The organism is Lysinibacillus sp. Y5S-8 (genome assembly GCF_036894365.1).
Classification (GTDB): Bacteria; Bacillota; Bacilli; order Bacillales_A; family Planococcaceae; genus Lysinibacillus; species Lysinibacillus fusiformis_D.
Map to the genome: position 1 here is coordinate 120,001 of NZ_CP145889.1, position 13,644 is coordinate 133,644.

Genomic DNA, 13,644 nt, shown 5'->3' on the forward strand with positions numbered 1-13,644 from the left:
TATTTTTTTAAGTTTTTTTATAGGCTTAATAACATTAAAAGGTTTCAAGACACGAGCAGTTCTAGGAAGCAATCGAGTGAATGAAGGAGCGTACTTGAGTACGTGACTGATTGAACGAGTGAAGCTGACAACGAAATGTGATGTGTATTGAAAGCTGATAGGTTAAGTTATTAAGGGCGCACGGCGAATGCCTTGGCACTAGGAGCCGAAGAAGGACGGCACTAACACCGATATGCTTCGGGGAGCTGTAAGTGAGCTTTGATCCGGAGATTTCCGAATGGGGGAACCCACTACGTTTAATCGCGTAGTATCTTGACGTGAATACATAGCGTCTTGAAGGCAGACCCAGGGAACTGAAACATCTAAGTACCTGGAGGAAGAGAAAGAAAAATCGATTCCCTGAGTAGCGGCGAGCGAAACGGGAAGAGCCCAAACCAAGAGGCTTGCCTCTTGGGGTTGTAGGACACTCAATACGGAGTTACAAAAGAGCGAGTTAGATGAAGCGACTTGGAAAGGTCCGCCAGAGCAGGTAAAAGCCCTGTAGTCGAAAGTTCGTTCTCTCCTGAGTGGATCCTGAGTACGGCGGAACACGTGAAATTCCGTCGGAATCTGGGAGGACCATCTCCCAAGGCTAAATACTACCTAGTGACCGATAGTGAACCAGTACCGTGAGGGAAAGGTGAAAAGCACCCCGGAAGGGGAGTGAAAGAGATCCTGAAACCGTGTGCCTACAAGTAGTTAGAGCCCGTTAATGGGTGATAGCGTGCCTTTTGTAGAATGAACCGGCGAGTTACGATTACGTGCGAGGTTAAGCTTTAGAAGGCGGAGCCGCAGCGAAAGCGAGTCTGAATAGGGCGAAATAGTACGTGGTCGTAGACCCGAAACCAGGTGATCTACCCATGTCCAGGGTGAAGGTAAGGTAACACTTACTGGAGGCCCGAACCCACGCACGTTGAAAAGTGCGGGGATGAGGTGTGGGTAGCGGAGAAATTCCAATCGAACTTGGAGATAGCTGGTTCTCTCCGAAATAGCTTTAGGGCTAGCCTCGTGATGAGAATACTGGAGGTAGAGCACTGTTTGGACTAGGGGGCCATCCCGGTTTACCGAATTCAGACAAACTCCGAATGCCAGATATTTATGCACGGGAGTCAGACTGCGAGTGATAAGATCCGTAGTCAAAAGGGAAACAGCCCAGACCACCAGCTAAGGTCCCAAAGTAATCGTTAAGTGGAAAAGGATGTGGCGTTGCACAGACAACCAGGATGTTGGCTTAGAAGCAGCCATCATTTAAAGAGTGCGTAATAGCTCACTGGTCGAGTGACGCTGCGCCGAAAATGTATCGGGGCTAAACGATTCACCGAAGCTGTGGATTGACATCTACGATGTCAGTGGTAGGAGAGCGTTCTAAGTGCGTTGAAGTCAGACCGGAAGGACTGGTGGAGCGCTTAGAAGTGAGAATGCCGGTATGAGTAGCGAAAGACGGGTGAGAATCCCGTCCACCGTATGACTAAGGTTTCCTGAGGAAGGCTCGTCCGCTCAGGGTTAGTCGGGACCTAAGCCGAGGCCGATAGGCGTAGGCGATGGACAACAGGTTGATATTCCTGTACCACCTCCTCACCGTTTGAGAAATGGGGGGACGCAGTAGGATAGGGTAAGCGCGCTGTTGGTTATGCGCGTCCAAGCAGTAAGGCGTGTGTGTAGGCAAATCCGCACACTGTAACGTTGAGCTGTGATGGCGAGTCCGTATGGACGAAGTTCCTGATTTCACACTGCCAAGAAAAGCCTCTATCGAGGTGAGAGGTGCCCGTACCGCAAACCGACACAGGTAGTCGAGGAGAGAATCCTAAGGTGTGCGAGAGAACTCTCGTTAAGGAACTCGGCAAAATGACCCCGTAACTTCGGGAGAAGGGGTGCTCTTGAGCGTGCAAGCGCATGAGAGCCGCAGTGAATAGGCCCAGGCGACTGTTTAGCAAAAACACAGGTCTCTGCAAAACCGTAAGGTGACGTATAGGGGCTGACGCCTGCCCGGTGCTGGAAGGTTAAGAGGAGTGGTTAGCGCAAGCGAAGCTGCGAATTGAAGCCCCAGTAAACGGCGGCCGTAACTATAACGGTCCTAAGGTAGCGAAATTCCTTGTCGGGTAAGTTCCGACCCGCACGAAAGGCGTAACGATCTGGGCACTGTCTCAACGAGAGACTCGGTGAAATTATAGTACCTGTGAAGATGCAGGTTACCCGCGACAGGACGGAAAGACCCCGTGGAGCTTTACTGTAGCCTGATATTGAATTTTGGTACAACTTGTACAGGATAGGTAGGAGCCAGAGATCTCGGAGCGCCAGCTTCGAAGGAGGCGTCGGTGGGATACTACCCTGGTTGTATTGAAATTCTAACCCATGCCCCTTAGCGGGGCAGGAGACAGTGTCAGGCGGACAGTTTGACTGGGGCGGTCGCCTCCTAAAAGGTAACGGAGGCGCCCAAAGGTTCCCTCAGAATGGTTGGAAATCATTCGTAGAGTGTAAAGGCACAAGGGAGCTTGACTGCGAGACCTACAAGTCGAGCAGGGTCGAAAGACGGGCTTAGTGATCCGGTGGTTCCGCATGGAAGGGCCATCGCTCAACGGATAAAAGCTACCCCGGGGATAACAGGCTTATCTCCCCCAAGAGTCCACATCGACGGGGAGGTTTGGCACCTCGATGTCGGCTCATCGCATCCTGGGGCTGTAGTCGGTCCCAAGGGTTGGGCTGTTCGCCCATTAAAGCGGTACGCGAGCTGGGTTCAGAACGTCGTGAGACAGTTCGGTCCCTATCCGTCGTGGGCGTAGGAAATTTGAGAGGAGCTGTCCTTAGTACGAGAGGACCGGGATGGACACACCGCTGGTGTACCAGTTGTCTTGCCAAAGGCATCGCTGGGTAGCTATGTGTGGACGGGATAAGTGCTGAAAGCATCTAAGCATGAAGCCCCCCTCAAGATGAGATTTCCCATTACGCAAGTAAGTAAGATCCCTCAAAGACGATGAGGTAGATAGGTTCGAGGTGGAAGTGTGGTGACACATGGAGCTGACGAATACTAATCGATCGAGGACTTAACCAAAAACGTTTGAAACATTCAATGAACCATTTATCCAGTTTTGAAAGAACAATTTCTTTTATGAAGGGTTTCAAGATACGAGTAGTTCGAGGAAGCAATGGAGAGAGGGAAGGAGCGTACTCAAGTACGTGACTGACTGAACGACAGAAGCTGACGAAGAAATGCGATGTATATTGAAAGCCGACCATAGTCTAGTGATGATGGCAAAGAGGTCACACCCGTTCCCATACCGAACACGGAAGTTAAGCTCTTTAGCGCCGATGGTAGTTGGGGGCTTCCCCCTGTGAGAGTAGGACGTCGCTAGGCAATTGTGAAAGACCAGAGAATAATTTCTCTGGTCTTTTTTGGTTCTTCTAGTTAGATTTTTCGAGCTCATTAGAAAAATTCCTCTTCAAAATCTGTGACATCCGCTTGATGATTTAGCTTGATTCATCGCATGTGAACATCTGCTAAAAATAGCAACAAAATAAGCAATGATTATCCCCTATAGAGGAGTGATTCTTTGCTTTCGTTACAAAAATAATTGTTAAATCCAGATAAAAGACAGTCTTCGCACTTAAAATTCAAGAGCACTTCGAAGATTATTGATATAGGATTGACTCACTGGCAATTCACTTCCATCGGTTAATGTAATAATAAAATTTGATGTTATATCTCTGGCCATTTTTTTTATGAAATGTATATTTACAATATAGGATCTATGAATACGAATAAAGTATGATGGCAACCTTAATTGCAGCTCTTTTAGTGTAACCCCCGTTTTAAACTGTTCTTTATCTACATAAAACCAAGTTTTTTTCTGCAGACTTTCTATATGAGATATTTTGCTTATTGCTACTGGATTCCACTCCTCCTCTTGTTTCCCCGTTAAAAATTGGAATGGCTCTGCTTTTTTCATAGTGAATGTGGATGGTAAGATAACAACTAATGCAGCTGGCTTATCTTGAATGGATATGGGATAGCCAATGCCATAATAGGGCGTATCGAATAAAGAATTATCTAATATGGCATCTGTTTTTTTGTGAGTGCGTAACACTTGCTCTGCAATACTCCCAGGCATTACTTGTTGATCTATCTTTAACTGAATATCTTGATGACCTGAGTGAAAATAAATATAAGAATGTTCAACAGCAATTGCAATGGATGAATTGGCAGGAACCCAGTCCTGCAACATTAAAATATATTGTTGTGAAATATCATTTCCAAAAGATTTTAACTCATTATTCATTGTGAATATCCCCCTTGTTTGTAAACAGTCTTCCAAATTTTATCGCTCAAAAAAGTAGTTTCATCCCGAAAAAATGGTCTTTTATCCAAAAATAATGAAAATTCAAACACTCTGTTATATATTAATTTACAACAAATAAACCTGTTATGGAACAGTTAATTAAAAGTTTTTTAACAGAGTATATTGTACACAAAGGGGAAGGTGGAATTTCAATATGTCAACTCGTCAAGAAAGAATCGAAGCTTTAGAAAAACAATGGGCTGAAAACCCACGCTGGGCTGGTATTGAACGCACATATTCAGCTGAAGAGGTTGTTAAATTGCAGGGCACTGTGGTAATTGAACAAACATTGGCGCAAAAAGGTGCTACTCGACTTTGGAATTCGTTACGTGAAGAACCATTTATTAATGCATTGGGGGCATTAACAGGTAATCAGGCGGTACAACAAGTAAAGGCTGGGTTAAAGGCTATCTATCTATCAGGCTGGCAAGTGGCTGCGGATGCAAATCTTTCTGGTCAAATGTATCCTGACCAATCGTTATATCCTGCCAACTCTGTACCAGCAGTAGTAAAAAGAATCAACCAAGCACTTCAACGTGCCGATCAAATTGATCATGCTGAAGGACGTGTCGATCAATTTGACTGGTTCGCACCAATCGTAGCAGATGCTGAAGCAGGTTTTGGTGGTCCTCTAAACGTATTTGAGCTTGTAAAAGGCATGATTGAAGCTGGTGCAGCTGGTGTGCACTTAGAAGATCAATTAGCTTCAGAAAAGAAATGTGGACATCTAGGCGGTAAAGTTTTATTGCCAACGCAAAACGCTGTTCGTAACTTAGTGGCTGCTCGTTTAGCAACAGACGTTATGGGCGTAGATACAATTTTAATTGCGCGTACAGATGCCGATGCTGCGGATATGGTTACTTCAGATATTGATCCACGTGATGCGGAGTTCATAACTGGTGAACGTACACCTGAAGGTTTCTTCCGTACAAAAGCAGGTATTAAACAAGCAATTGCTCGTGGTTTAGCTTATGCACCATATGCAGACTTAATTTGGTGTGAAACTTCTAAACCATCACTAGAAGAAGCTCGTGAATTTGCTGAGGCTATTCATGCAGAGTTCCCTGGTAAAATGCTTGCATACAACTGTTCACCATCATTCAACTGGAAAGCAAACCTTTCAGAAGAGGAAATCGCAGAGTATCAACGTGAGCTTGGTAAGCTAGGTTATAAATTCCAGTTTGTAACATTAGCAGGTTTCCATGCACTAAACCACTCTATGTTTGAGCTTGCACACGATTATAAAGATAATGGTATGGCTGCATATTCTAAGCTGCAGCAAGCTGAGTTTGCTTCAGAATCAAAAGGCTATACAGCTACGCGCCACCAACGTGAGGTAGGTACTGGATACTTTGATGAAATTTCTCAAGTTATCTCTGGAGGTACTTCTTCTACAACGGCAATGGCAGGTTCAACTGAAACTGAACAGTTTGTATAAGTCTTGATTTAACTACGTGTTTTCCTAAATTCATAATCATAGAGTAGTCTCCTCCGCTCCTCCTAAGGCGGAGGATGACGAAACTAAAATAGCAAAGGTGGGTAAACAACTAATGGAACAAGCAACGACAGGTAAGCTTAAAATTGTTGGAGAACAAAATGAGCAAACGAAGGAAGTTTTAACACCTGAAGCTCTTGAGTTTGTTCTTGCCCTGCATGAAAATTTTGATGCTCGTCGTAAGGAGCTGTTGAACGCTCGCCAGGAAAGACAAAATCGTCTTGATGCAGGAGAGAAACTGGATTTCTTACCAGAGACTAAAGGTATTCGTGAAGGTGATTGGACAATTGCACCACTTCCAAAGGACTTGCAAGATCGCCGTGTCGAGATTACAGGTCCTGTTGATCGAAAAATGGTGATTAATGCTTTAAACTCTGGTGCAAAAATGTTTATGGCTTGCTTTGAGGATGCATCCTCTCCAACGTGGGAAAATATGATTGGTGGTCAAATTAATATGCGTGATGCTATTAATAAGACGATTGAGTTTACGCAAGCCTCCAATGGTAAAACGTATACATTAAATACTGAAACAGCAGTGCTGTTAGTTCGACCGCGAGGCTTACATCTGCTTGAGAAGCATGTGCTTGTTGATGGAGAGCCGATCTCAGGGAGTTTCTTTGATTTTGGGTTATATCTATTCCATAATGCCAAAAATGCACTAGCACAAGGTACTGGGCCATACTTCTATTTACCGAAGCTTGAAAGTCATTTAGAGGCTCGTCTATGGAATGATATCTTTGTGTTTGCCCAAAATTATATTGGCATCCCACAAGGGACTATAAAAGCTACTGTTTTGATTGAAACGATTTTAGCAGCGTTTGAGATGGATGAAATTTTATATGAGCTACGCGAACATTCAGCTGGTCTGAATTGTGGCCGTTGGGATTATATTTTCAGTTATATTAAACGTCTTCGCAATCAAGCTGACGTTATTTTACCAGATCGTGGCCAAGTAACGATGACTGTACCTTTCATGAAGGCTTATACGTCTTTATGTATACAGACATGTCATAAGCGAAATGCACCAGCAATGGGCGGTATGGCTGCACAAATTCCTGTTAAAAATGATAGTGAGGCGAATGCGGTGGCATTTGCAAAGGTTGCAAAAGATAAACGTCGTGAGGCAACAGAGGGACATGATGGTACTTGGGTAGCACATCCAGGTATGGTGGCAACTGCAATGGAGCAATTTGATGCTATTATGACAACTCCTAACCAAATTCATAAAAAACGCGAAGATGTATATGTAAAGGCAGAAGATTTAGTAGCTGTACCAGAAGGGACAATTACGCTTGAAGGTCTTCGTATTAACTGCAGTGTTGGTGTACAGTATATTGCTTCATGGCTTCGGGGTAACGGTGCTGCACCTATAAATAACTTGATGGAGGATGCTGCAACAGCAGAAATCTCTCGAACACAAGTATGGCAATGGATTCGTCATCCTAAAGGTATTTTAGATGATGGACGTGGCATTACGTTAGCGTTTGTCTTAGAAATATTGGAAGAAGAGCTTGTGAAAATTAAAGAGGCTGTTGGGGAACAAGCCTATAACAGTGGTCGCTATGAAGAAGCTGCTGAACTGTTTAAATCTTTAATTGAGCAAGATGAGTTCGCGGAATTCTTGACACTTCCAGGGTATGAAAAATTAGCATAAGATAAAATCTACTATTAACATACTCAACTTTCCTAATTCTACTAACATAACGTGACGGGGTCTGTTCCCCCGTTAAATGTAAAGAGATAAGCATGATCGAATTAAAAGGGGTCTAAATAAAAGTTAAGAGGTTTTAAGGGGTGAAAAGATGTCTTATTAGCTTAGATGGGGAGCTGTAGGGCATCTTTTTTGAAATAAATCCGCGTAGCTGCTGCAGCAGTTTACGCGGATTTTTCCGCCTTAGTTTACAATGGCTAGTATGAAGCCGTCATACCCCTTCACACCAACTGTTTGTATAGCTGTTGCTTCAATTCTAGGTTCCTCTTTTAGTAAATCTATAAATTGCTGTACGCCTCTGACACGTTCATCTTTACTAATTTCATCAGTTACCGCACCATTACGAACTACATTATCCGCGATGATGATGGCGCCTGGATGAGCTAGTTTTAACGCCCACTTCAAGTAAGCGGGGTTATTAGGCTTATCGGCATCAATAAAAATAAAGTCAAATAAGTGGCCTGCTTTTTTCAAGTTTGGTAATGAATCTAAGGCATTTCCTAAAATGATCTCAACCTGTTCCTTATAGCCAGACCTCTCTATATTTTGTTGAGCGACTAAGGCATACTCTTCATTAATTTCTAAAGTCACTACTTTCCCTTCTTTAGGAAGAGCCTGGGCTAAGCAAATACTGCTATAGCCACCAAGTGTGCCAATTTCTAAAATAGTTGCTGCTCCTTTTATTTTAGCTAGTAAATATAATAGTTTCCCTTGAGTAGGGGATACATCTATCTCTGGAATACCTGCTTCTTTATTAGCCTGTAGTACAGCATCAAGGTGTTCGTTTTCTGGTAGAAGCTTATCCATAAAATAGTCATCTACATTTTTCCAAACATTTAACTCTGTCATGATACAGTCCTCATTTCCCTATATTTTAAAGTGCAAGCTTGCCAATAAAGTGTATGATAGAATAAATCATAATAAAAATATATTATTATTATTTATACATAACTTTATATTATGAATAGGGGTGAAATCATCAACAGTCATAGCTTAAAATTATTTTATCAGGTTGCTACTACAGGTAGCTTCACTAAAGCTGCAGAGATCCTGTGTATTAGCCAACCTGCCGTTTCAAGCCAAATGAAGCGATTTGAACATGAACTGGGAGTCCAATTGTTTAAGCAACAAGGGCGTGGTGTAGTACTCACAGAAGTTGGTAAAGCTCTAGCAGAGAAAGCTCAAAATTTTATTGCTCTTGAACAGCATATTGAAACATTTATCGAAAATTACCGTTTGGCGAAAGCAGGGAATTTACATATTGTGGCTACCTATCTGCCTGCCAATTTTTTAATTCCAAAATGGGCAGCTACTTTCAAGGCTGCAAATGAACAGGTGGATTTAATGATTACAACAACCAATACGAAGGACGCTTTTGAACAACTAATAAACTATAAAGCGGATATTGCGATATATGGTGGAGGAATGTCTGAAAGGCCGAAAGAAATCGAGTGGGATGAATTATATGAGGATGAGTTATGGTTTGTTGTGTCTCCAAATCATCGCTTTGCACATCAATCCATTACATTGGTTGAAATGTTTCGGGAGCCTTTTATTATGAGGGAAGAAGGGAGCTCGATGAGAGAGCATCTGTTTTCGTTATGTCAAACATACCAAGTGAAACCACCGAAAATTGCCCTCCAATTTAATGGCATCAATGAAACAATTCGCTCGGTCATGGCAGGCTATGGTGCAAACTTTATTTCTTCCCTTGCAGTTCGAGAGTATGTAGAGAGTGGCCAATTGGCAAGGGTTTATGTAAAGGATATACATGCTATTAAACATAAAATCGCTATTTGTACGAGAAATAACGAGAAACAAAATAAGCTTGTGCAAAAATTTATTGAAACAATTAAAAATTCCCCAATTTAATAAGCTTGTACCTCATGCATTATTGCAGTAAATTTGTTATATTAGTTATATAACAAATTTGGAGCTGATAAACATGTTTATTCAAATAGAGCCACAATCAGACGTACCGATCTATGAGCAGGTGACACGTCAAATTATTGAAGGTATTGCAAGAGGTGAAATGAAACCAGGCGATACCCTACCATCTGTGCGAGGATTAGCTGCTGATTTAGGTGTGAATATGCATACTGTTAATAAGAGCTATCATGAATTAGAGGCGAAAGGAATTATTGTTATTCGACCGAAATCTGGAGCTATTATTAGTTCAACTGAGGAGAGAGCTTTGTCACCTGAGCAGCTACGACAAATCGAAAAGAATTTAAAGCCTGTTGTAGCAGAAGGAATGGTGCTCGGCGCAACAGTAGAACAAATTGAGCACATGATGAAAAAGGTATTCGCTGATTTGCAAATTCCAGCAGAGGGAGTGTAGCAAGATGCTACTGGGTGTTTTTACAACAATCTACATCATGACATTAGCTATGCAAATGGTGGTTCCTTATATTGTAAGAGAGACTATTGTTTTTGGGGTTACTGTACCTGATCAGCATATTAAGCATCTCGCATTAGCTAAGCTGAAAAAACAGTATGTTCAATTGGTAGGAGGCTCAGGCATAGTATTTCTAATCATTATGTTGATGTGCTACAATCGTCTAGCTTCTTCCGAATCGACTCAAAGTATCGTTTTACTAAGCTGTTTGTTTAGTATGCTTACCGTAAGTATGGTGCTGTACTGGATAAATCATCACAAGGTATCAACGTTGAAAAGGCAGGAGCAGTGGGGCGTAAATATTAAACAAGTACGAGCGGTTGATTTAACTGCTCGAAGCCGTGATGCAATGATTCCTTGGACATTTTTTGCTGTACCTATAGGGATAGCAGTGTTTTTAATCATTTACACATTGCTCCATTACGACCTAATGCCAAATGATATAGCCGTACATTGGGGACCAAGTGGAGAAGCAGATGCTTGGAGAAACAAGACTTATTTTACGGCTATTTCGCTGCCGCTTGTTATGCTAATGATGCAATGTATGATGTGGGGAATTACCGATTCTATTAAACGTTCTGCTATTAAATTAGCTGTAAATCGCAAAGCTGAATCGTTGGAGGATCAGCTAAAGACTCGAAAATACATGAGTTGGCAAATATTGCTGATGAGCTATGCCTTAACCATTCTATTAACGGTTTTACAACTAAGCAATATTTATCCTTCCATGATTGTTGGCTATAAGCTATTACCAGTATTTATTTTATTTCTAGCTGTTGTGTTAGGTTCACTATTTATTTATATTTTGAAAAAGCGTAAACATAGAGTGCGTTATGAAGATAATGTTGATTCACAGGTAATGGATGTAGATGAAGATCGTTATTGGAAAGGCGGCTTAATTTATATGAATCGACAGGACCCTTCCGTTTTTGTAGAGAAACGTTTTGGAGTAGGTTGGACCATGAACCTTGCAAATCCAAGAGGTTATATTGTTATTGGTTTGCCTTTTCTTTTATTACTGTTGATTTCCATATTCTCGTTATAAAATAATAGTAATTTGTGATGAAAAATTCGTTCCATGTGAGCGAGTTTTTTTCTTATTGATTGGAGGTAGGCAGATGAAAATTCTTGTTGTCGATGACGATGCTCATATTTTACAGCTAGTTACTATTTATCTCACAAGGGAAGGCTATCAGGTACTATGTGCAGAAAATGCGCAGCAGGCATTAGCCTTACTAGAAGGGAATCTGCCTGATTTAGCTGTTGTCGATGTGATGATGCCGGGGATGGATGGTTTTACATTAACCGAGACGTTAACGCAAGATTATGACATTCCTGTTTTATTATTAACAGCGAAAGGCGAGCTTGAGGATAAAGAGCGTGGCTTTTTAGCAGGATCAGATGATTATGTTGTAAAGCCTTTTGAGCCAAAGGAATTATTGTTTCGTATAGCAGCTATTTTACGGAGATTGGATAAGAAAAATCAAGTAACTTTCCAAGTAGGCAAATTAGTGATTGATCGTCGAAGCTTTGAAGTTGTCATAGGAGAGGATACACTTATATTACCTTTAAAGGAATTTGAACTACTTGCTTTATTGGCATCACGCCCTCACCAAGTATTTACGCGAAGCTATATTATGGAGCAAGTATGGGGCTATGACTATGAAGGAGATGAACAGACGTTGAATACTCATGTGAAGCGGATTCGCGAAAGATTAAATCGCTATGACACGGCTGTTGAAATCACAACCGTAAGAGGGGTTGGCTATAAGCTAGAGGAGACAACATGAAAACTTTATACAGTAAATTTGTTGTGACGACGATGCTAGTGATGATTGGTAGCCTATGTATTGGTTTTTTAGCAACGAATACGTATTATCATCAAGTGGTAAAAGAAAAGAATGATGCAAAAAACGTAAACATAGCACAGGATATCGTTCATTATATTGAAACAGCGAAGCCAGAGGATTTAAATAATTATTTGAAGACACTGGGTGAAATTGGCTATCAAATATATGTAACATCAGGCGAGGAAGGGTATTTTTTTGGTGGAGACTATCGTGATAAAACATTGTCAGCATCTGTTGTTGACCGCGTTTTACAAGGAGAAACCTATCATGGTATGCGAGACTTCCCTAAAGAAACCTTTGTGACAGGATTTTTCGCTAATGAATTGATTAATACAGTTGGTGTGCCATTTACGTATGAAAACAAGCCATATGCATTATTTATAAGACCTGATATTCGCTTATTATTTTCGGAAGTGCATACGATACTTGCAGGGTTAATGTTGGTTATGACAGTACTAAGTTTACTAGCAATGCTATTGTTTGCTAAAGCATTAATTCGTCCGATTACAAAGCTAACGGCGGCAACTCAACAGCTTGCACATGAAAAGTTTGATACGGTGTTAGATATTGATAGTGCAGATGAAATTGGTCAATTAGCTGTAAGCTTTAATAGGATGACCGAGAAATTACAAGAAAATGATCGTATACGAAAGGAATTTATTAGTAATGTATCACATGATTTCCAGTCGCCTTTGTTAAATATTCAAGGCTATGTTGACCTCCTGAAAAATCCGCTGCTGACTGAGCAGGAAAGACAGGAGTATGCAGCGATCATTGAGTTGGAAACAAAGCGCTTATCTACATTAACCAAGCAATTATTATTACTAACATCTCTCGACCAATCGACAAGAATCGTAAAACGTGAGCCGTACCAATTAGACGAACAATTGAGGGAGACTGTGCGAAAATATCGCTGGCAAATAGAAGAGGCACAGCTTCAAATAGCCTACAAGCTAGAGCCAATTAGTTATGCTGGTGATGCAGGACTTTTACAAAATGTGTGGGATAATTTGCTGACGAATGCTATTAAATATAATGTAGAGGGTGGACAAATACATCTACAATTACAGAAAAAATCTACTTCACTTGAAATCCTTGTGGAGGACAATGGGATGGGGATGACGACAGATCAATTAGCCAAAGTATATGACCGCTTTTATCGCGCAGATGTCTCCAGGACAAAGCAAGGAACAGGTCTAGGGCTAGCAATTGTCAAACAAATTGTAGAGCTACACGGAGGTACTATTCAGATGGAAAGTACGATGCATGTCGGTACAAAGGTTTATATTCATTTACCAGTCTTGTCATAAGGAGTTCATGTAAAGTTCATGTTCACACGTTAAACTGCTACTTAGTTGAAACAAGCTTAGGGGGAGTTTTCGTATGGAACAGAAGTGGAGTATACGTCTTATTCGATTAGCGGCTATTTTTGCTTTCATCGGTACGTATTTAGGTTCACATATGTCAGGATCAGGTAGTTATGAATATAGACCAATCCATGCACATATTTTACTTGTCGGCTGGCTAAGTATGTTTGCATGGGGCATTTTTTATCGAGCCTTCAAAGTGAAATCACAAAAATTAGTAGCCATTCACGGTTGGACAGCTATTCTTGGTGTTTTGGGTTTAACAGTTGGCATGTGGTTTTACAATATAAATCCATTTAATTTTGGTAGTACATTTACATTAATCTTCTTTATTGTAGGTGGAACTACGCTATTAATCAGCTTTGCCTTATTTATTATAGTAACATTCATGATTCATCAACAAGACTATATAAAAAGTTAATCAATTACGCATTTCTATCGCGCAGATAA

10 protein-coding genes and 2 rRNA genes are annotated in these 13,644 nt (G+C 41.4%); 10 read left to right on the plus strand and 2 right to left on the minus strand.

The annotated features are described in order from the left end of the window. Window positions 1-160 precede the first annotated feature (160 nt). A 23S ribosomal RNA gene (locus tag V6670_RS00625) occupies window positions 161-3,088 on the plus strand. Between the two features lie 187 nt (window positions 3,089-3,275). Next, window positions 3,276-3,391 (plus strand): 5S ribosomal RNA (rrf, locus tag V6670_RS00630). 250 nt (window positions 3,392-3,641) lie between these two features. On the opposite strand, the gene V6670_RS00635 is transcribed toward rrf, so the two are convergent. Continuing rightward, on the minus strand, window positions 3,642-4,313 hold the full coding sequence (locus V6670_RS00635; protein WP_338652228.1) for a LytTR family DNA-binding domain-containing protein: 672 nt from the start codon (window positions 4,311-4,313) through the stop codon (window positions 3,642-3,644). 214 nt (window positions 4,314-4,527) lie between these two features. Between V6670_RS00635 and aceA the strand changes: the two genes are divergently transcribed. Further along, window positions 4,528-5,811 carry an isocitrate lyase gene (gene aceA / locus V6670_RS00640; protein ID WP_338652229.1) on the plus strand — a complete coding sequence of 428 codons (1,284 nt, stop codon included), beginning with the start codon at window positions 4,528-4,530 and terminating at the stop codon, window positions 5,809-5,811. Window positions 5,812-5,923: 112 nt separating this feature from the next. Then, a complete protein-coding gene (gene aceB, locus V6670_RS00645) occupies window positions 5,924-7,522 on the plus strand; it encodes a malate synthase A (protein ID WP_338652230.1) in 1,599 nt (532 codons plus the stop codon). Window positions 7,523-7,762: 240 nt separating this feature from the next. Here aceB and V6670_RS00650 read toward each other — a convergent pair whose 3' ends face one another. Further along, a complete protein-coding gene (locus V6670_RS00650) occupies window positions 7,763-8,428 on the minus strand; it encodes an O-methyltransferase (protein ID WP_338652231.1) in 666 nt (221 codons plus the stop codon). A gap of 129 nt (window positions 8,429-8,557) precedes the next feature. Here V6670_RS00650 and V6670_RS00655 point away from each other — a divergent pair, with 129 nt between their 5' ends. From V6670_RS00655 to V6670_RS00680, 6 genes are all read left to right on the plus strand, one after another. Beyond that, on the plus strand, window positions 8,558-9,451 hold the full coding sequence (locus tag V6670_RS00655) for a LysR family transcriptional regulator (protein ID WP_338654423.1): 894 nt from the start codon (window positions 8,558-8,560) through the stop codon (window positions 9,449-9,451). Window positions 9,452-9,524: 73 nt separating this feature from the next. After that, window positions 9,525-9,920 (plus strand): GntR family transcriptional regulator, encoded by a 396-nt coding sequence (locus tag V6670_RS00660; protein WP_036126599.1) that lies wholly within the window; start codon window positions 9,525-9,527, stop codon window positions 9,918-9,920. Window positions 9,921-9,924: 4 nt separating this feature from the next. Continuing rightward, entirely contained in the window at window positions 9,925-11,022 is a 1,098-nt protein-coding gene (locus tag V6670_RS00665) for a DUF5808 domain-containing protein (protein WP_058843781.1), read from the plus strand. Between the two features lie 73 nt (window positions 11,023-11,095). After that, a complete protein-coding gene (locus tag V6670_RS00670; RefSeq protein WP_141905235.1) occupies window positions 11,096-11,767 on the plus strand; it encodes a response regulator transcription factor in 672 nt (223 codons plus the stop codon). Continuing rightward, window positions 11,764-13,137: a HAMP domain-containing sensor histidine kinase gene (locus V6670_RS00675; RefSeq protein ID WP_141905236.1), complete on the plus strand. Its 1,374-nt coding sequence runs from the start codon at window positions 11,764-11,766 to the stop codon at window positions 13,135-13,137. The genes V6670_RS00670 and V6670_RS00675 overlap by 4 nt, the downstream gene beginning before the upstream one ends. A gap of 73 nt (window positions 13,138-13,210) precedes the next feature. Next, window positions 13,211-13,615, plus strand: a complete 405-nt coding sequence (locus V6670_RS00680) for a hypothetical protein (protein ID WP_058843779.1) — start codon at window positions 13,211-13,213, stop codon at window positions 13,613-13,615. Window positions 13,616-13,644: the final 29 nt, after the last annotated feature.